The following is a 20,550-nucleotide window of genomic DNA, read 5'->3' on the forward strand; positions in this document are numbered from 1 at the left end:
GCTCCTCCTATGCTCCGATTCGATCGGGCTATAATCTGATTTCTTGCCCCTTCGCTGCTGACTCATAAATGCCGCATAGGATTTTCATCATTTCAAGACCATCTTCCACCGGGCTGATCGGTGTTTGGCCTGTTTGACAGCAGGAAACGAAATGATTGATTTCATTTTGAAAAGCGCTGCTAATGTCGATTGACTTGTTATTGATTTGTGGTGTCACATTCGTAATCGTGTCCAGTATCTCGGTTACAAACACAATCTCAGGCTCAAGCTCAACGCCGCCTTTATCACCATACAGCTTGACAGCGATTTCATCCTTCTTCGCATGCAACGTGAAGCTGACGTCCACCATGAGGGATGCCCCATTTTCAAAACGAATCAATACATTCGCCAAATCCTCAACCGTATTGCGTTCCGCATCATAATCGGCTGCTTTATAAAAGGATAAGTTCTTCACATTCTTCCGATTTCCTAGCTTGTTATACGTATGCCCGCTCACCGCAACTGGCTTCGGTTTGCCCATCAAGTACCAACACACATCAATGACATGTACGCCAATATCAATCAACGGCCCGCCGCCAGAGCGCTCAACATCCGAGAACCAGCCACCTGGATTACCTAAACGACGAAGGCAAGACGCTTTGGCATAATAGATCTCACCTAATTGACCATTATCTATAAAATGCTTCACAAGCTGAGCATTCGTATCATATCTTCGCACAAATCCAACTTGAAGAATCTTCCCAGTTTCACGAACCGCATCTTGAATGCGTTGCGCTTCTTCTACAGTTTTACATAGCGGCTTCTCTACCAAAACATGCTTGCCAGCATGAAGTGCAGCAATACTGATCTCAGCGTGTGTATTGTTCCATGTACAAATACTGACCGCATCAATCTCCGGGTTGGCCAAAAGCTCTTTATAATCCGTATAAATGTGAGCAATTTCATATTTCTCCGCTTTCGCGGCTGCTCGTTCACGATTAAGGTCGCAGACAGCAACAATGACAGCATCCTCTGATTTCGTATATGACGCAAAGTGCAAATCAGAGATAGAACCTGCACCGATAACACCAATTCTCAATTTGTTTATGCTCATTGCACATTCAGCCTCCCTAGAATAAGTACTCTCTAAAGTTAACATGCTTTGGACATAGCGAGAATAACTAGGATGAGCAGCTCCATGGACTATATGTTCAAAATTACTGAAATAAAAAAGCGGCAATCCTAGATCTTATCTATGGTTCACCGCTTCTTCTTTATGGTATTAGCAAAATTTTGCCTGTACTCTGTCTACTCTCGAGTAATCTGTGGGCCTCAGCGCCGTCCTTCAAGGAGAACTTCGTCATGGTATCCATCTTCAGACTTCCCTCGCGGATTGCTTCGAACAAAGCATTGGATCTCTGAATGCGATTGTCCAAGCTAGTCACGTGATTCCAGAGGTCGCCGCCTGTTAAAGTTTTGGAGGTATCCATCAACATTCTTGGATCCACGGGAGCTGGGTCTCCACCCGCCATGCCGTAGAACACGACGGTTCCCTTTGTTCGAACGGCTGCGAAGCTGTCCATTAAGGTAGAGCCTACCGAATCATAGGCAACCTGGGCACCGCCTTTTTCATAAGACCACTGCATCACTTCTTGGACCCAGTCCGTAGAGTAAAGGACGACTTCGTCTGCACCTGCGTCTAGCGCGACTTGCTTTTTTGTTTCGGATGAGGTGAGTCCGATTACCCTTGCGCCTTTACTTTTGCACAATTGGACCAAAAGCTGACCTACTCCGCCTGCTGCGGCATGGACTAGAACTTCATCTCCAGCCTCAACGCGGAAGCTGTCGTTAACCAAATAATGCGCTGTCATGCCTTGCAGCAGAAGGCCAGCCGCATGTTCGAAAGAGATGTCCGCAGGCAGCGGAATCGCGCGATCAACAGGAACGGCTACCAGCTCCGCATTCGCAAATGGCACGTCAGCAAAAGCGATCCGGTCCCCGATTTGAATATTGTTGATATGGGCAGGCACCCACTCGACGATCCCGGCACCTTCATACCCAAGAATATACGGCGGATTCCCTGCCAAATGATAATTTCCTTTGCGACGATAGACGTCTGCAAAATTTAGGCCTATCGCTTTCGTCCTTACCAGAAGCTGATCCCCTTCTACGATAGGGTCTGGAATCTCCTTATATATGAGAACTTCGGGATCACCGAATTGTTCGAAAATCAATGCTTTCATGTGTAACCTCCCACGCTTAATTGACCTTAGTAATTTTAACATATTGAATAGAAGAAGCAAAAAAAAGTGCCCCCAAACGCTCTGCAGCGAATGAAGACACGAGGTAAATAAAATGATTCTTCCAGTTAAACGCCTGTCCGTTCATGTAAAGAAGGTAAATCTGAATAGGAAACAGGCTTATTGATGTAGTAGCCTTGAATTCCCCAACACTGCATGTCGGCAAGCATTTGGAAATGAACACTTGTTTCGATGCCTTCCGCGACAACCAGTAAATTCAATGCTTTGGCCATAGCTATAATAGCCGCAATCAGAGGGACGTTCCCATCTGCGATGAAAATACGATCAATTTTCAGCTTATCAATCGGCAGAAGCGTTAACATGCTTAGCGAGGAATATCCCGTTCCGAAATCATCCAACGCAATCGTGAACCCTGCCCCGCGAAGCTTGCTCAAAATAAGCTGTACTTCCTGCAGCGAGTGTAGTGTCGTGCTTTCGGTAATTTCTAATTCCATTACGGACGGGTCCACGCCCTCCTCATTCAAAATTTGCAACACCTGTGCAACAAAGCACTCTTCATTCAATTGAATGCGCGAGATGTTGACTGATATTTTGAAAAGAGGACCGTAAATTTCCTTCAGCTGATGCCAATCCTTGCAGGCTTGACGGATAACCCAATAGCCGATCGGCACAATGAGCCCCGTTTCCTCAGCAATCGGAATGAAATCGCTCGGCTGCGTGTGCCCACCCTTCTCGCTATGCCACCTCAAGAGCGCCTCAGCACCAACAGCCATCCCGGATGACGGATTATAAATAAGCTGATAATGCAAGTGCAGCTCTTCCTTATCAATGGCTTGCGAAAGAGCTAGTTCATGGATGAAATTTTCCACATGATCATATCGTGAAGATGCCTCGAACAAATGATACCGCTTTCGACCAGCTCCTTTGGCTGTGTAAAGAGCGATATCCGCTTGCTTCAGCAAATCTTGAATCGTTTCATTGTGCTTTCGCTCCGCAATGCCGATACTTACACTCACCTTCACCGCATGTTCATCTACTCGGAATGGATCATGAAAAAGCTGACTCAGCTGTTCCGCCGTCTCTTCGACACGCCCCAAAGGTTTGGAATCTACAACTACAAACTCGTCTCCGCCAAGGCGAACAAGCGAATAACGATTATCACCAAATACCTCAATGAGGCGGCATGCTACTTCTACAAGCACCGAATCTCCAGCTTGATGACCAAAGGTATCGTTAATATTCTTGAAATTGTCCAAATCCAATAAATAGATGGTTGAAGGTTCTGACACGTGCTCTAGTAAATATCTACGATTAAACAGATTAGAGAGATCATCTTGATACGCATAATTATACAAGATATTCTCATGCTGTTTTCGCTCTGTAATATCCCGAGTTACCGAAAAAATAAAACTGACGTTCCCATTCTCGTCCAAAATAGGCGTTAAAATGCTTTCACCACTTGACGTACCATTGGGTAAAATAACACCATCCTCATACCGAATTGTCCGACGTTCATCGACTACTCTGGCATATTTTTTATATAAATAGTCTGCCATCTGGCTCGTATTGGATTCAAAGAAAGACGTCCCCACTTGTTCCATCGTGATCCCACTAAATTGCGTTGCTGCGCTGTTAACGTAATAATACGTGATCTTCGCATCTGACACTTTCATTATGTAAATAGAGTCTTCAATATCATCCAGCATCTTTTGCAGTAAATTCAAATCCAATGTTGTCGTTGCAGGAATTGTCATCCGTAGAACTCCTTTATCCGAATAACCTAAACTTTACGCCCACATGGGACGTATGTATTATGAGTTCGACACAGTCCACTATTTTTCCTTCAAAAAATGTCCTTTAACTGACCTCAAACGACAAAAATTAGCCAGCCTGTGGTACCAGAGCACAACACCGATTACCTCGAACTCCTCCTCCCGTCACTGGTATTCGAAAATGATCGTTTTGTGCTATTCATAATCGTTTTACTTCCTTATTTTTAGGTGCTGCGAGGCTTACAATTACATTAGGTAAAGAAAAAGGCTAGCAAAACATAGGAGGTTACACGAATGATAACTAAAGGGAATCCATTCTCGCTCACGCAATACGTCAACGAGGGCTATAGCGGACCTATGCAAGGACTTTCGCTGGAAGAATCCGATATGTACTATAACCGATTCTTTGAGGTGATAGGACAGAACAAATTTGAACCTGGACCAACGAAAATAAACCTTTCCGCATGGCATCAACGTCATCATTGGGCCTATACACTTGCTACACATCCTAGCATCGTTAACGCGATGAAGCAGATTCTTGGTGATGACTTGGTGTTGTGGGCCATGCATTTCTGGTACAAAGAGCCTAATAATGATAAATTCATTCCTTGGCATCAGGATATTAATTATTGGCCAATGGAGCCTGCCATCAATGCAACTGCATGGGTTAGTCTGGGTTGGTCCATTCGTGAAAATGGTTGCCTGCGTGTCATCCCTGGTACGCACAAATCGATTGTCGAGCATGTTTCTACGGGCACCGATCAAAGTGCTTTCGAGCAAGGCCTGCCTGCGGAGTCGATCAACGAATCCCTAGCTATCGACTTAGAGATGTCTCCGGGACAGATTGCCTTTTTTAACGAAGCGACCTTCCATGGCTCTGAAAATAATAAATCAAACATACCTCGCGTAGCCTTCTCAGTACGATATACAACGCCTGAGGTCAAATTCAAGATCGACGAGTGGGGCGGCGACACTACGCGCATTCGCACTTTCCTCGTGCATGGTGAAGATACTTTGAAACGGAATGAAGATATTAAAGGTGTTGTGCCTCAGGCTTAGACAGGGACAGGGCAGGACCAGACCAGACCAGACCACACCACATCGGCTCGTCTAGCTAGCACGAACATGGTAGAATAATAGAAACAGACGAGTCGTAGGGTGAGGAGGCAGGTGCAGTGAATTCTTTTCAGATGATGATTGAATCGTTGGAGATTCGATTTCTGCATATTACACAATATCAGCTCGATTATCGCTGGCAGGCAAGAGCCCGCACCCTACGACACTGCGTGATGTGGTTTGTGCACAAAGGAAGCTTTCAACTCGAAATCAACCAAGCTACCTTACGCTGTAAAGAAGGTCAGATTCTTATACTTCCTGCCCAAAGTGTGATAAGCTTTCACGCCATCTCGGATGAGCTTTCGTTGACCAGCATTAATTTCGATGCCGAAATCTCTTTAGTGAGCAATCGAAGCTGGGTGCAGCTTTTGAATATTCCGATTGCATTTGAGGACAATTCGAGCGCTATTGCACATGTTATTCAAGACATGCTTGCTCAGGAGCGCGGTGTTACACCTTATACTCATTTGCTGCAACAGTCTGCACTGCTCCGTATTTTGTATGAGTTGCTTCACAAAGGGGGCACGGACGATCCAAGCTCCAGTTATACGCACTTGGACAAGCGAATTCATACCATCATCCACTTTCTTCACGCGCATCCGCATCGGATGCCCGCAATACGGGAACTAGCTGAGCTAGTTCAGCTGAGTGATTCCCATTTGCGCAAAATGTTTATCAAACAAACGGGACAGGCGCCGCTTCATTTCGTGCACAGTATCAAAATCGAGCAAGCCAAAAAACTACTCGCCTCCAGCGTGAAGCCCGTCTCTCAAATTGCTTACGAGCTTGGCGTCGACAATCCGAACTACTTCTCGCGGATGTTCAAAACCAAAACGGGACTAACCCCGCTGCAGTATCGTCAGCAGTTCGGGCTGTGGTTGAATGAGTAGTTAGGTTGAGGTTGAATAGATGGGTAAACTACAGTTAAATTCGCCAATTTCACTAGATTTATAGAAATAACTGGAAAACCTCCAGCTAATTTCGGGTTCTCTCTGCAAATGCAGCTGAAACCAAGAAAATAGTTGGAGGTTTTCCATCTAAATGAGCTTTTCGTAAGTAAATGAAGAAATTAGCTGTAGTTCTTACAGCTAATGTGCGGCAGAGGCAATCAAGCGGTGTTCGTGAAACCGTTTCACCCCAACTCCAAAGTGACATCAATCCTCACTCTTTCTCCTACCTCAGAAGCAGTTAGATCAATCAAGTACACAGTCTCCGTTCCGCCCTCATGATTCTGGTGCTCCATGGCTTGAATCGACGCCGTCAACTGTGTCGCATCATATCGAAGCAACTGTTGATGTTGATCACTCGCACCTGACGCTTGCGCCTCCCTCACATCAGCCACAAGTCGAATCTCGCCAGGCCGCACGACGACCGGCTTATGCTGCGTAACGAAGCGTTCCGTCACGGCTGCACCAGATTCACGGAACTCGAAAGCATCCGACAGGGTCAGCTTGCCTTGCAGCTTATCAAACTCAAAGCTACGCTCAAGCTTTTCCAGTGTAGGCACTGCATACGCTTTACTCAGATCAAGCTTGAACCAGTCACCAGTATCTGTAGATTCCGCTGCTAGTACCTGTGCACAATGCGCGATGCCCTCTTGCTGGTTGTAGCCGTTAATGATGGGTACGCTGTGCCCTGCAGAGCTGTTACAGAGAATGGAATACCGCTCTTCACCGAAATATTGTTTCGTATAGAGTCCTGCTCCCAAATCTTCGAACCATCTAACCCCATCTACGATCCAGATGAAATGTCCGATGTCATTGTGATTATGAGGTTCGTCGTTATGTCCGCCTTTAGCTGCAAAGCTAACGAGCTGGTTTCCTACCTTCGCCCGGCTCACCATCCATTGTGCTTCGGGCAGAAAGTCAGTTTGAAGCGGCATGTTTTCACGTTCGCGAAGCAGCGTTTCATTCAACCACACCACATTACGTACGGCACCAGCGAAGCGTCCGCAATGATCAATAGTTAGAGGCAGATGTTCCAGTGTGGGAATCCGAATCTCTTCAAATTGCTCGCACAATCGGCTGAAAATCCCGATCTGAATGCCATTTTTCCGTGAGCAGTCGGAGAAATTAGCAATATGATTCCCCTGCAAGAAGCAGCTTTGTGGGAATTGCGCGACCTTGCGTGCTTTAGCATCCGTTTGGAGGATATCCACCTTGCCGCCTGTACGCTGCTTCAGCAGCTCGCTGAAATACACGTAATAACCAAAGCCATAATACCAGTAGCCCAAACCTTCCAAACAAGCACCTTCTTCTGAAAACCCTTCCAGGAAGCAATCCATTGACCCCAGAACACGCTGAATAATTGGCAACAGTTCTTTCGAATCAGGCAGCAGGTAAATTGCAGTCATACCAATATTCCCCGCACAAACGGCAGACCAATTAATCTCGCACGTCTCCCACCAATACGCTCTCTTGAGGGCCATATAAGGTTCAAGGACCCGTTTCATAACCTCTCTCTGCACCCTTCTCACCACTTGGCCATTTAATTGATCTCGGAAAATATGGCAGGTCTCACTAAGCGCGTGTGCAGTTTCTGAAGCAAATAAGTCAATATGCTTAAATTCTTCTCCCTCTACCGCAGCATCATGATTCATCAAATGTGCAGGCAGACACCACGTATATTCATCACAAATAGCCCAAATCGTATTTTCCAACGCAGGCAGATATGCCTCGCTTCCATCCTTCAACGCCGCCACGACCAAAGCTGCTAACCGTCGACGACGATCAAAATAAAGCGCTTCGAATTCGATTCGCGAGCCCCTTGATCGATATAAATCCCACTCTTTAAAAGGTAATGCCGCGATTGGCTTGCTCTCAAATTCCAGTACCAGCGGCGTAATCTCGTTATAGACAGAAGTGAGCAAAGAACTCTCCGTATGAATGATAGGTGATTGGGCCGCCTGCAAAGCTTCGTGGAACAATTTTCCTTGATCGGATTCAGCTTCGAGCAAAGCTTCTAATAAGAATCGACTATTCATAGAAACTCCTTCCTTAGTCCTACTTTTACTCTTAACTATACGCTCAAATATCTAAAGCAAACTAGCCATTATTTTGACCTCTATCCATCAAAAATTGACCATTTCGCAGCAATCTAAAAAAGCTTCACGCAACAAGCGGAAGCTTTCATATCCTAACCACTTAGATTACTCAACAGCTCCGACTACCTTCAGCCATGCATTCGCAATAAGCGCATGTCCAGCAGGAGATGGATGCACGCCATCTGGCGCCCAGAAAGCGCTGTCCGCTTGCGTTGAGGCTTGTGCGAATAGACCATCCAAACATAATAAACGCGCTCCGAATTCTCTCGCCAATTCACGTACAACGGTAATCTTCGGATCCAAATCTTCTCTCCACAGCTTGCGATCCTCTGGCACAGGCAGCACGAATGGCTCAATGAGAAGCAGCTTCGCACCCGTGCTAGCCGTTTGGTCAAGCAATTGTCGATATCCTTCTTTAAATTTCTCTGTCGATGTCCCATCATTGCGATCAAATCTTCGCCATGTATCGTTGATGCCAATATAAATCGAAACAAGATTCGGCTTCAAGTCCAAACAGTCTTGTTGCCACCTTTCTTGTAGATCAGGAACACGATTGCCAGAAATCCCACGGTTCAGGAAGGTAACCTTTTTCTCTGGATATTTCGCTGAAAACTGTGCAGCAGTCATAAGTGCGTACCCTCTGCCAAGATCATTGCTATTATCACGAATGCGTCCTGCATCCGTAATGCTATCTCCTTGAAATAGAACGATATCTCCTTGCTCCAACCATGCTGCCATTTGTAACGAACCCTCCTTTGATTTACCAAGCTTTCTTCATGATTAACTAGAATAAATTCCCTCACAAATTATACCATCTCAACTGGATTGAGAGAACAAGTAAAATCTGCGATCGAAGGACACGCCAAAAACAAAAAAAACCGAGATTCACACCCGCAAGTGTAAACTCGGTCTTCCTAACTAGGCGATAGTTCGTATATAAAGTAATTGATAATAGCTATTCAGCAGTTCATCCAGTGCGATAGAAAGTTTCAATACCGTGTCAGACAATAGGCCATATGTTTGACTAGCAAGATTCAGCTCATTTCTAAGTGCCTCAATCTTCTCTTCCAACTCATATCGTTGTCCCATATTGATCCCTCCGATTTTGAAATTCCTGCTGTGGATAACTCACACGTTTTGTTACCTGAATCATAATCGATTATTGTTAAGAAACTATTAGCAAATTATGATTATTTACGAAATTTTACATAAAATTGCTATATTCTTACTATTTGACCAGCCGGAATTTCCAATATCTCTCCTTCTACACTGATCCAAACAGGGATCGAGGAGGTATTATGGATGATACGGCAATTCGCAGAGAACCGCAGTCGTTCTAGCGCTTGCATATACGCTACGATTTCGGCATTGGTTGCAAACCAGATGTCAGATCTGCCTTTTACTTTTTCGCCAAATTGCTCAAGCATCTCCCAATTGTTGTCGTTCTCAAATTCATAGCTGTGACCCCAAACATACAAGAGCGACATCCGAGAATGTCTCTGTTCTAATCGCACGAATGCATCCGCCTGCTCAAGCATGTGCTTATGATGACATGTTGGATGCCACCGCAGAAAATCACTTGGCATTTGAAAGCCACCATGGCTAGATACAGTTCGTGCATATTCAATACCCAGCGTGGGAAGTGCATGTATCACGCTGTCCGAGTAGGATCCAAATGGGAAGCTCATCCCGCGGACCGGATAGCCAACTATGGATTCCAACGCCTCTCGATCGTTTGAAATTTCACGCACGATTTGATCCATAGGCGATTGCTCCAAAAATGGATGATCGACGGTGTGAGCAGATACTTCGTGACCTTCAAACAGCGATGCCACTTCTGATGCTTCAATGTAACCTTCTTTTCCCAGGAACCCACTGTTTAAGTGAAACGTCCCTTTAATCCCGTTCTCATTCAGTATACGCACGAGCGTGCGATCATGTACTCTCCCATCATCATAACTTAGCGTTAAAGCTTTGGTAACACCTTGTGGAAACCGATCGAACCGAATGCGCAAAAGAAATCCCCCCAAATTTGAGTCTAATACATACTTCAATGTATCAGAAACTACTTTGAGGGGCTATCATTTCCTGATCAGGATAACCAATTCGAGAGATTCAACTTCACAAATGCATCATCATTCAAATGTGGATAGTCACTGTACATGCGATCTATTTCTTCAAATTGCCCTGGAGACAATTCTTCATGTGGATTCAAGCACCATATTCCCTTCAACAATCCTTGCCGACGAAGTACTTCATGAATGCCTGGAATACAGCCTGCGAAGCCATGGGCAGGATCGAAGAATGCTGCGTTCGTTTCGGTCACTTCGATATTGCGCGTAAGCCATTCGGAGGCGAGCGTAGGATTCAGCCGTACTGCTTTTACTTCTTCTAATAGTTCCACCGCTTTCTGCGTCCATACAGCCCAATGTCCAAGTAAACCGCCAACAATTCTTTTCTCTATGGGCTTACCCTCAACTTGAAATCTGTACACTGTCAGTAGATCATTAATTATGTTATCATCATTCCCCGTGTATAAGGCGATCTCGTCGCGACGCTCCGAGTAACAGACGGCACGCACGACATCAATCGTTTGATAGCGATTGAAGGGTGCCATTTTGATCGCGATGATTCCCGGAATGTTCGCAAATTGCTTCCAAAAATCGAAGCTGTAGACCTTACCGCCAACGGATGGCTGAAGATAAAAGCCAATGACGGGCATCTTCTCGGCAATTCGTGCTGTCCGTTCCAAGATTTGCGCTTCAGTCCAGCCGCTCAAGCCGCCCATCGATAATAAGGCAGCATCGTAGCCAAGTGAAATCGCTGTATCTGTTTCGTGAATCGCTTGGTCTGTAGGGCCGCAGATTCCTGCAACCTTGATGAACGGTCTAGTGAGTGCGGCGCGGTCCACTTCTTCCGAAGCCATACGTAGAACTCGCTCATACAGGTTGAACTTCGGATCGCGGATTTCAAACTGTGTCGAGTGCACACCCACAGCAATGCCTCCAGAACCAGCGGCCATGTAATAGCGCGTTAATGCCCGTTGACTTTGCTCATCCAGCAAACGATCAGCTGTTAAGGCAAGTGGATGGGCTGGAATGACAAGTCCATCATGCAGCGCAATGCGTTGCTCATTACTTAATTCCCTACGTTGCGTCATCGCTAGAATTTCCCCTCTCGCTCTTGAAAATGCGTAGGTTTATTGATCATACTGCCACCATGCTCGATCCACTCCGCCACCCAATCCAACATCTGGAGAAGAGAAACCCGCGGATAACCAAATAATTGCATACTCTTCGCAGCGTTACTAAGTAATGCTGTTTCCGACTCTTGACCTTTGAAGATTGGCTCTATGCCAAGCCTTTGCCCAAGTTGCTGTGCGGCATATTTCACGGATACCGTCTCTGGTCCCGTCACGTTCAGGAAATTAGCTGGACTTGATGTCGACAACAGTGATCGAATCGCAATTTCATTGGCATCTCCCTGCCAAATACAATTGAAGTGACCCATGGAAAGATCAATGGCGCGTCCTTCCTTAATCGACTTCGCAATCTCCAAGAGTACACCATAGCGCAAGTCAATCGCATAATTCAAGCGATAGATCAACACCGGCGTTCCATGCTTGTGACTATAGTGCTCGAACATCCGCTCGCGGCCAAGACAGGATTGACCGTATTCACCAATTGGTGCAGGACTGATAGCTTCGTGAGCCCCGCCATACGCAACTGGAGTGAACGGGTACACATTGCCTGTTGAAAATACAACTATGCGAGAGTTGCGATATTTCTCGGCCACTCTGCCTGGCAGGTACGCGTTCATCACCCACGTGAAATGTTCATTCCCCGTTGTTCCGAACTTGGTGCCAGCCATGTAAATGACATTAGGGACATCTGGCAGCGCCTGCAAAGCCTCATCATTCAAAAGGTCACACGCGATCGTTTCTACCCCATAGGATTGAAGTTCTTCCTGCAATCCACTTTCGGAGAATCGAGAAACCCCGTACACCTTTTTATCAACACCTGCTGCTCGAATTGCGTTCAATGCCAGCTTAGCTAGACTCGGTCCCATCTTACCTCCGACACCAAGCAGCATAATATCCCCAACTAATTCTTGCATAAACTGTATTAATGCCTGAGAGGGGGTCGACATGACTTTATCCAAATCTTCTAATGTTCTCATTCTCACAATCTCCTCACGTCATGATCGTTATAATAGCTTCCTGACTGTAGTATACGGACTCTTGAACATAAAAGACAAATCTTTATATTGTCTTTAAATAGATATGAAAAACCGCTCCAATGGCCATAGCCAACGTTAGAGCGGTTCTTCTTAATCCATTATACTCCGCTAGGATCGGCTGCAAGCTTCTCTAGAAATCGAAGTCGGAACGTTTGCTTCGGTCTCCCTTTGGGTACCTTCACATAACCAACACTAGAAATCAAGTCGTGATCCATCCATTGCAGAAGCAGACGATGTGTACTTCGAACTGTAACCCCTAGAATACTCGCTAGCTCGTGCACCTCATAGTCCAGCTTGCTCGTTCGTGCGACAGTAGCCATAAGGCGACTCAAATAGGTGGAGGTCATCCCCGCATCCTCGGCACTCTTGAGCAGCTCAGGATCCGTCACCGACAAATCCCGACTAAGCGGATCTGCCATTTCCAGCGGGCCAATCAAGGTCTTGTCTTCTCGAACAATGAAGCACGTATTGCCGCCTGCCTCTTTGCATCTGCGGAGCGCAAGTCGCGCATGTGTGCCCGCTTCATTGGCACTGCGACCAAAGCCGATTCCCATACTAAGAGACAGCCCAAGTGATTTCCAGACTTCACGGGCGAGCGGAACTGACTTGTAGCCAACCGTCTCGCGTTCGAATATCCCTCGTGTCGTAAAAAATAAGTATTCATCAGCGCCAAGATGTGTCAAATAGCCATCCAACGACTCCACATAGTCGATCAGTTTACGATGTACTTCAAGCTTAAAGCGCTGAATATCGTGCTCCGTACTCTGCTGCTGAAGCTTTTTACCGAAATCATCCACATTGATCATGCCGACTAGAATTTGCGCTTCTTTACTACGACGCGTTTCCGTTGACAGGAGCGCTCGCTCCAATGCGACAGTAATGTTCTGATCAGTCGGTGTAATCCACTCACAGGGAATTCCCCTCTGATTGAGCGCTTCGGCTACCTCACTTTCGGTTGTCATCGCCGCTTGGGTAGTTCCCTTGTGATATGCCTCCACATGAAATGCCAGAATCGTCTCCATTTGCGGGTAAGGCACGCCATCATAAATGAGGAAACTAGCCGATGCTTCGCCAATCTCCTTAACGTGTCTGCTTAAGGCTGAGGACGTGAACGAATCAATACTAAACACCGTATCCGCTGACTGAAGCTCTGGCTTACTGCGCAACCGATATAAGGCGCTAAATAGTCCTGTATCTGTCAACGGGATCATATGGACAGGAAGGTGCGTGACAATCTGCTCCTTCACGCGTCGATAGAGAGTCGGTCCTGTAATGAGCAGCACTTCGACCTCTAAGAGCAGCTTCTCAGCCACCTCTGGCGCAGTTTCTGCTGAACATGCGTGCGCAATGGGTTCAAAGGAAGGAAAGGACATCGCGATGACGCTTAATATTTTATTCACCAGAGCTTCTGGCCCTAGAATACCTATAGCGATACGATTCGGACTATCCATGTATGGCGGCTCCTTTACTTCATTATTATGAATAAGTATACGCCGTATTTCGAATAAAAGACAAATCGTTAATCTGTCTTTAAGTCCATATATTGATGTAGTACGCAAACAAGCAACCTGCCGCGAATGGGCAGGTTGCTGCTCAGAGTAAACATTATTGACCTGAAGATGTAGATGAACGTGCTTTTTATTTCATTTCGATCTCTTACTCCCAAGCCATCTCTGCGCGAGCGAGCAATTCTTTCAAAGCTCGAACCGCCGTTACTACGCGTTTGGGATTGCTGGCATGGGGCAAATAATGATGTAAATGAGGCTCTACGGAAAGAAATCCTGTATAACCACGCTCACGTAGTTGAAGCAATAAGCGACCAATCTGACCTTCACCTGCACCCGCTGGAACGAATTGCTGGGGCTCACTCGTTGCATCTTTAACATGAATGTACGCGGTGTATGGATGTAATTTCGGGTACGCTTCATCCATCGGTTTAACATCATTCATGACGAAATTCCCAGGATCAAATGCCGAGCGAAGCGAGTTCGAAGCACAATGCTGCAAAATGTCCAACACACGGTCATCCTTCGAACCGTATAGATTATTATCATTTTCTAAAATGAGAATGACGTTGTGCTGTTCCGCGAGCGCAGTAAGCTGTTTCATTCGGCTCATAACTTCTTCCCTACACGCATCTAAATCACCATTCTCTGGCGGATGATAGGAAAAAATCCGAATATATGGTGTGCCTAATGTATGTGCGGCATGAATCGCTCGCTGCATGGCAGCCAACTGAGGCGCAAAATCGTCTGCCACTGGATACTTGCCAATCGGCGATGCAATCGAAGATACTGCAAAACCACGCTGCTCCAGCAATAAACGGATTGACTGTAATTCCTGATCGATCAGATCCAGCACATTTTTACCCCATACATTGCGAAGCTCCAAATGGGCAAGTCCCTCTTGTGCAAGAACATCGAGTTGTTCTTCCAAATCATGCGAGATTTCATCAGCGAAACAAGTAATCTTTACTTTTGACAAGACGACCCCTCCTCTTATTTCGCAGTCCCGAAGGACGCTGACATATCCACGACCGACTCGGGTGCTTGATTCACTTTTTTGACGAAGCTGGACGTTCGAATCTTTTCAGTTAAGTGCGCTTGGAAAGCATCCCCATCAATCGGCACAGTAACCGAACGCTTCTCAAAGGACGATAACATAATGCCATTCGCTAATGTCACCGCGCCCAAACCTTCTGGTCCTTCAGCAATTAAGTCCACATCTAAGCCGATCAAGCGATCCACCAATCGTCTCGTCACAATCGGATGTCCATTCGGAACTGTGATATCTACAGGAACTTCCTCTGGCTCAACTTCCCACGTAGCGAACGACTGCTCTGTCTCTCTGGTGAAGGTCAGCATGGATTGCGGATATTTGTAGTAAAGTAGTTTGCCGTTCTCAAGCAGCAGCTTCCCGCTATCCCCTACGATTTCCAAACGATTTGTGCCCGGCAGCTCAGCAGTTGTTACCATCAAATGGCCAATCATCCCGTTCGCATGTTCAAAATAAGCCGTCACTTCATCCTCTACCTCAATATCATGGTACTTGCCAATATGGGCATGGCCTGAGATGAGTGTTGGCAGGCCAAACAACCATTGGTACATATCCAGTGTGTGTGGACACTGATTCGTCAGAATGCCGCCGCCTTCACCGGCCCAAGTCGCGCGCCAGCCACCGCTATTGTAATACGTCTGGGAGCGGAACCACTTCGTATGAATCCATGTTGCACGCGTCAATTGACCAAGCTCGCCGCTTGCCACGATTTCCTTAAGCTTCGCATAAAAGGGAAGCGTTCTCTCTTGGAACATAATCGCGAATTGTAAGTTCGGATACGAACGTTTTGCCGCTTCATAGGCATCAATCATTCGATTCGCATCGTTGACATGCACGGCAATAGGCTTCTCACACATGACATGAATACCACGTTCGAAAGCTTCAATGGCAATCGTAGGATGATCATAATGCGGAACAGCGATAATCACGACATCGATTCCCGAATGCGCAAGCATATCGCTGGCTGTGTAGTAAGCTTTCGCCCCGTAGGTGCTCGCAGACTGATCAGCCTTCTCTTGATCCACATCACAGACTGCCACCAATGCCACATTTTCCATTTCGCTTAAATACTTTAGATGTGTACGGCCAATGTTTCCAATACCAACGAGTCCAAATTTGATCATCGGATTACTCATGTATGTTCCCTCCCACATATTGAATATCTCACTTTCATCCTATATCATTCTAATTACAACTTCCTTGAAGAAATTGCCTCAAAAATGGACAATCTTGCTCAATGAGAAAGAGGGATCAATAATGTTTACGGACTATTTAGCACAACTTGATGATCATATCCATTTCCAACATGCGACTAGGAAACCTCCGTTTAATGTTCATTTCCACTTGCACAAGGGCTGCGAAATCTTCTTCCTCATTCGGGGGGACGTGAATTACTTTGTAGAGAAAACGGTATATCCGCTGCAGTATGGCGATCTCATCATTACGAATGAGCACGAAATTCACAAGCCTGCCTTAACGACCGATGCCATGTACGAGCGTGTCACGATTGAATTTAATCCTGCATTGATTGCACAATTCCAAACGGAGAATATTCGACCCTTACACTGCTTCTATAACCGCCAGCTTGGCGAAAATAATAAAATCACGCTCACGGAGCAGGAAACGTCCTCCTTAGTTGATTTGTTTCAGAAATATGAACACACCAATAAGCATCCCTTCGCAGGCGATGCTCTTATTAAACTTGGCTATATGCTAGAAATCATTTCACTTGTGCAACGTTTTTTTGAGACGAACAAAGAAAAGGAGCTTGGTGTGGACTTACCCGTACGCTTGACGCCTATCCTTGCTTATCTGAATCAACATCTGGCGGAGGATCTGTCTTTGGAGCTGTTAGAAAAGAAATTCTTCATAAGCAGATATCACCTCAGCCGCCTCTTCAAAAAGCATACCGGCAGCACGATCCACGAATATATCGTATACAAACGCATAGCTCTCGCCAAAAAGCTGCTTAAGGACGGCGCAAATGTGACGGAAGCTTGTTTGGGCTCTGGCTTTAACGATTACACAGGTTTTCTGCGGATGTTTAAGAAAAAAGTCGGTATCCTGCCTAAGCAATATGCGAAGCAGGTGAGCATTAAGGGAAGTATGCAGCTGATTGATGAATAAAAGAAAAAAGACAGCCCTCAGGCTGTCTCCTTATATAACTAATTGATAATTTCATCCACCATACGATTCGTCAAAGCACCTAGCTTTTCAATTTCAATAGTTACAACGTCGCCATTCTTTAAGTACACACGTTGATCTACCGGTTTACCCAAAACTACTCCTTCAGGCGTTCCCGTCAAAATAATATCACCAGGTGACAGCGTCATATGCTGGGAAATGTAGCTGACAATTTCATCGCAATGGAAAATCATATCTGATGTATGCGAATTCTGTCTCGTCTCACCATTCACCGTGCACGTGATTTTCAGCTGGTTTGGATCGCCTACTTCATCAGCCGTGACCAAGTACGGCCCTAGAGGACTGAATTTATCGCAGGATTTCCCCAGCAGCCATTGTTGGGTACGCATTTGCAAGTCACGAGCCGACAAATCATTTACATTACAATAGCCAAACACATGGCTCAAGGCGTTCTCTTTGGAAACATATTTAGCTTGCTTCCCGATGACAATAACAAGCTCAGCTTCATAATCAACCTGATTCGTAACGCGATTTGGAAGCGGAATATCGTCACCTTGCGCTGCAATCGTATTATTGAACTTGTTGAACAAAATCGGATATTGAGGGATCGGGGCATTGGTCTCTTCAGCGTGCTTGCGATAGTTTAAGCCAACACAAATGATTTTGCCTGGCTGCGTAACACAAGGTCCGTACTTAACTTGGGATTCGTCCAATAAGAACGCATTCCCCTCTGATAACCCCTCCGTTAGTTTTGCCATATATCGTTCAATCTGTGGCAATACCGTGTCTGAGTTTCCAATGACGGACATGATGTCGGATGGAATACCCGCTTCAGGAAACGCTTTTAATGCCTCCGTGATATCGAATACGAAATTCTCAAGCTTCACACCAAGATGACGTACACCGGAATGATCAATCGTGACTAGTTTCAAAAGAAAACATCCTCTCTCAAATAGGTAGTTTGGATTTAGCTGATTTTATCTAAGCATTCTTGCCGAACACGGCGCCACCATCGATGTATAAGGGCGAGCCCATCATGAATTTGGATTCATCAGATGCTAGGAATAACGCGGCTTGCGCAACATCCTCTGGCGTCCCAAGCTCATCGCTAAGCTGCCTGCTTTTGAGTGATTTAATCGCAGCCTCAGGATCATCATAAGATGTTTTCAAATAGTTCTCAACAAAAGGTGTCAAAATCGTGCCTGGCAGGAGGGCATTTACTCGAATATGATACGGTGCATAATCGACTTGCATCGATTTCGTCAACGCCAATACTGCTCCTTTGGTAGCTGCGTAGGAAGCACGTCTAGCTAAACCAATTTCCGCAACGCAGGAGGACATGTTAATAATAGAGCCGCTACGCTTTTCCATCATATGGGGGATGACATATTTGGACGGTAGAAACACGCCGCGAATATTCACGCGAATGACGCGATCCCACTGTTCTGGTTCCAGTTCATGCAGGGCACCAACACCACTAATTCCCGCATTATTGAAAAGTACATCAATACGTCCACATGCTTCAATTGCACGATCTACCATCGTCTTGACGGATTCTGGATCCGTTACATCCGCCTGTAGGAAGAGTGCTTTTCCGCCATTCGCTTGAATTTCGGAAGCTGTTTCTTCTCCCTTGATCGCATCCAAATCATTTACGATCACATGGGCACCCTCTTGCCCAAAAAGCAGTGCCGTGCTCTTTCCGATTCCTGATCCTGCACCTGTAATCATGATGACCTTATTGATCAATCTCATTTGGTACACACTCCTTAGTTTATTATAATAAACTTAGTTTTATATTTTAAATTATAGACTAATTTTAGCATCCTCCTTCCATATCGTCAATCCAAAAAAAAACCAGCCTTTACCCGAGATACGGATAGAAGGATAGTTTTTCTCCTGAAAACCAATACTTTCTAATGTGGTAAAATAGCCGACAAATCCTGTGCCAAAAGCTGAATCTCTTCCTTCACAAGGTCTTGTTTCAGCATCCATTGATGAACGGGCATGGAGCAGCTAACTGCCGCGATCCGACTGCCGTTGCGATCAAGAACCGGCATCGCAAAGCAGCAAAAGCCAAGCACAATCTCTTCTTGATCGACCGCATAGCCGTTCACTCTTGCGATTTGAAGGTGTTCCAGCAGTTCTTCTCCGTTCTGAATTGTATTCGGAGTAAATGCTTGGTAGTTCCCCTCCTCGTACATGGCGAGCACCTGCTTATCCTCCAAAGCAGAAAGCAACACCTTCCCCATGGCAGTTGCATAGGCGGGCAAACGCATACCAGGCTCAGAGATCAGACGGACTTGTGATGCTGCCTCTTTTTTGGCTAAATAGACAAGTTCACCTTTCTCCAATCGGGCTAACTGAATCGTTTCACCAAGACGCTCAACAGCACGAGCAGCCTTCTCCTCAAATAGCTTCACCAACGACATGCCAGCAAAATAAGCGTTGCCAAGCACACCGAAAAAGGATCCAAGCGCATACGTGTCGCCCTTTTCTTTGATCACCCAATTCAAGGTCTCCATTGTATGTAAAAGGGAAAACATTGTGCTTTTATTAATCCCCGTTGCTGCGCTCAAATCCATCAATTTCAGCTTTGAGGGTTGCGCTGCAACTAGCTGGAGCACGTCTTGCGCTCTTTCCAGTGCTGGGACCCAATACTTTCTTTCCATCCTTATCCCTCACAGACCACCAAGCAGGCTTTTTCATTAGATGATAACACAAAGTGCGGGATGGTGTAAGTAAGTCTGCTGCTTGCCACGTTATGAAAGAGCTACGATGCGTTTTCAATTAGGCGCTGGATATAGAAGGGAACGCCACACATTTCGTGTGGCGTTCCCTTCTGCCTTCATTTCCTAAATACCTAAAAACTTGGCAAGCTTATCAAGCAAACGTTGTTGGGATGTCAATTGTATAGATATGTTGTCAAATCGATTGTTTAGTAAATCTTCATTTGATTCAACTTGATTGTTAATTGCATGTTCTATAAGTTCATTTAAATTCTGAGTAAGGTTATCGTAATTTTTACGCATTTCTTGCTCTAACTCCGTTATATTTTCATTATGTTGCTTTCGCAATTCATATGTCGCTGCAAGCATTTCATCCCTGAGATTTTGCTCCAGAGTTTCTTTGATCTTGGGTTGAACGGTTTGGAGCTCTTGCTCCAACTTCGAGACACTTTCTTGAAGTTGCTTCTGTAATTCACTTGTTGATGCAAGCAGTTCAACTCTGAAATTTTGCTCAAGTGCTTCTGTAATATTGGGTTGAACGGTATGGAGCTCTTGCTCTAATTTCGAGACACTTTCTTGAAATTGCTTCTGCAATTCACTTGTTGATGCAAGCAATTCAACTCTGAAATTTTGCTCAAGTGCTTCTGTAATATTTGGTTGAACGGTATGGAGCTCTTGCTCTAATTTCGAGACACTTTCTTGAAATTGCT

General features: G+C 45.6%; 19 protein-coding genes. 3 read left to right on the forward strand and 16 right to left on the reverse strand.

The genetic code is table 11. From position 1 onward, the window contains the following. Window positions 1–28: 28 nt before the first annotated feature. The 3 genes from AC58QC_RS14580 to AC58QC_RS14590 all read right to left on the reverse strand — a co-directional run bounded on the left by AC58QC_RS14580 (window position 29) and on the right by AC58QC_RS14590 (window position 3,994). Window positions 29–1,093: a Gfo/Idh/MocA family protein gene (locus AC58QC_RS14580; protein ID WP_497415841.1), complete on the reverse strand. Its 1,065-nt coding sequence runs from the start codon at window positions 1,091–1,093 to the stop codon at window positions 29–31. A gap of 160 nt (window positions 1,094–1,253) precedes the next feature. Then, window positions 1,254–2,222, reverse strand: a complete 969-nt coding sequence (locus tag AC58QC_RS14585; RefSeq protein WP_497415842.1) for a quinone oxidoreductase family protein — start codon at window positions 2,220–2,222, stop codon at window positions 1,254–1,256. 125 nt (window positions 2,223–2,347) lie between these two features. Further along, window positions 2,348–3,994: a sensor domain-containing protein gene (locus AC58QC_RS14590; protein WP_497415843.1), complete on the reverse strand. Its 1,647-nt coding sequence runs from the start codon at window positions 3,992–3,994 to the stop codon at window positions 2,348–2,350. A 312-nt stretch (window positions 3,995–4,306) separates the two neighbouring features. On the opposite strand from AC58QC_RS14590, the gene AC58QC_RS14595 reads away from it, so the two are divergent. Beyond that, a complete protein-coding gene (locus AC58QC_RS14595; protein ID WP_497415844.1) occupies window positions 4,307–5,071 on the forward strand; it encodes a phytanoyl-CoA dioxygenase family protein in 765 nt (254 codons plus the stop codon). 116 nt (window positions 5,072–5,187) lie between these two features. Beyond that, window positions 5,188–6,018, forward strand: a complete 831-nt coding sequence (locus tag AC58QC_RS14600) for a helix-turn-helix domain-containing protein (protein ID WP_497415845.1) — start codon at window positions 5,188–5,190, stop codon at window positions 6,016–6,018. A 242-nt stretch (window positions 6,019–6,260) separates the two neighbouring features. Here the strand turns inward: AC58QC_RS14600 and AC58QC_RS14605 are convergent, their stop codons facing one another. The 9 genes from AC58QC_RS14605 to AC58QC_RS14645 form a co-directional block, all read right to left on the reverse strand. Next, on the reverse strand, window positions 6,261–8,111 hold the full coding sequence (locus AC58QC_RS14605) for a heparinase II/III domain-containing protein (protein WP_497415846.1): 1,851 nt from the start codon (window positions 8,109–8,111) through the stop codon (window positions 6,261–6,263). A 165-nt stretch (window positions 8,112–8,276) separates the two neighbouring features. Beyond that, complete coding sequence (locus tag AC58QC_RS14610) at window positions 8,277–8,909, reverse strand: SGNH/GDSL hydrolase family protein (RefSeq protein WP_497415847.1); 633 nt, start codon at window positions 8,907–8,909, stop codon at window positions 8,277–8,279. Between the two features lie 180 nt (window positions 8,910–9,089). Further along, window positions 9,090–9,260 (reverse strand): Spo0E family sporulation regulatory protein-aspartic acid phosphatase, encoded by a 171-nt coding sequence (locus AC58QC_RS14615; protein ID WP_497415848.1) that lies wholly within the window; start codon window positions 9,258–9,260, stop codon window positions 9,090–9,092. 128 nt (window positions 9,261–9,388) lie between these two features. Next, window positions 9,389–10,186, reverse strand: coding sequence for a polysaccharide deacetylase family protein (locus AC58QC_RS14620; protein WP_497415849.1), 798 nt, complete (start codon window positions 10,184–10,186; stop codon window positions 9,389–9,391). 77 nt (window positions 10,187–10,263) lie between these two features. After that, window positions 10,264–11,331: a dihydrodipicolinate synthase family protein gene (locus AC58QC_RS14625; protein ID WP_497415850.1), complete on the reverse strand. Its 1,068-nt coding sequence runs from the start codon at window positions 11,329–11,331 to the stop codon at window positions 10,264–10,266. A gap of 2 nt (window positions 11,332–11,333) precedes the next feature. Further along, window positions 11,334–12,350: an NAD-dependent epimerase/dehydratase family protein gene (locus tag AC58QC_RS14630; protein ID WP_497415851.1), complete on the reverse strand. Its 1,017-nt coding sequence runs from the start codon at window positions 12,348–12,350 to the stop codon at window positions 11,334–11,336. Between the two features lie 158 nt (window positions 12,351–12,508). Further along, window positions 12,509–13,861 carry a GGDEF domain-containing protein gene (locus tag AC58QC_RS14635; protein WP_497415852.1) on the reverse strand — a complete coding sequence of 451 codons (1,353 nt, stop codon included), beginning with the start codon at window positions 13,859–13,861 and terminating at the stop codon, window positions 12,509–12,511. A gap of 205 nt (window positions 13,862–14,066) precedes the next feature. After that, window positions 14,067–14,894, reverse strand: coding sequence for a sugar phosphate isomerase/epimerase family protein (locus AC58QC_RS14640; RefSeq protein ID WP_497415853.1), 828 nt, complete (start codon window positions 14,892–14,894; stop codon window positions 14,067–14,069). A 14-nt stretch (window positions 14,895–14,908) separates the two neighbouring features. Next, window positions 14,909–16,102: a Gfo/Idh/MocA family protein gene (locus AC58QC_RS14645; RefSeq protein ID WP_497415854.1), complete on the reverse strand. Its 1,194-nt coding sequence runs from the start codon at window positions 16,100–16,102 to the stop codon at window positions 14,909–14,911. A gap of 121 nt (window positions 16,103–16,223) precedes the next feature. Here AC58QC_RS14645 and AC58QC_RS14650 point away from each other — a divergent pair, with 121 nt between their 5' ends. Beyond that, window positions 16,224–17,093, forward strand: coding sequence for a helix-turn-helix domain-containing protein (locus tag AC58QC_RS14650; protein WP_497415855.1), 870 nt, complete (start codon window positions 16,224–16,226; stop codon window positions 17,091–17,093). Between the two features lie 38 nt (window positions 17,094–17,131). Here the strand turns inward: AC58QC_RS14650 and AC58QC_RS14655 are convergent, their stop codons facing one another. The 4 genes from AC58QC_RS14655 to AC58QC_RS14670 form a co-directional block, all read right to left on the reverse strand. Further along, on the reverse strand, window positions 17,132–18,043 hold the full coding sequence (locus AC58QC_RS14655) for a fumarylacetoacetate hydrolase family protein (RefSeq protein WP_497415856.1): 912 nt from the start codon (window positions 18,041–18,043) through the stop codon (window positions 17,132–17,134). Window positions 18,044–18,092: 49 nt separating this feature from the next. Beyond that, window positions 18,093–18,866: an SDR family NAD(P)-dependent oxidoreductase gene (locus tag AC58QC_RS14660; RefSeq protein ID WP_497415857.1), complete on the reverse strand. Its 774-nt coding sequence runs from the start codon at window positions 18,864–18,866 to the stop codon at window positions 18,093–18,095. Window positions 18,867–19,027: 161 nt separating this feature from the next. After that, complete coding sequence (locus tag AC58QC_RS14665) at window positions 19,028–19,783, reverse strand: IclR family transcriptional regulator (protein ID WP_497415858.1); 756 nt, start codon at window positions 19,781–19,783, stop codon at window positions 19,028–19,030. A gap of 183 nt (window positions 19,784–19,966) precedes the next feature. Next, the coding region (locus AC58QC_RS14670; protein ID WP_497415859.1) for a hypothetical protein at window positions 19,967–20,550 on the reverse strand (584 nt) is incomplete at its 5' end.

The sequence above is a fragment of the Paenibacillus sp. J22P51 genome (assembly GCF_059692215.1).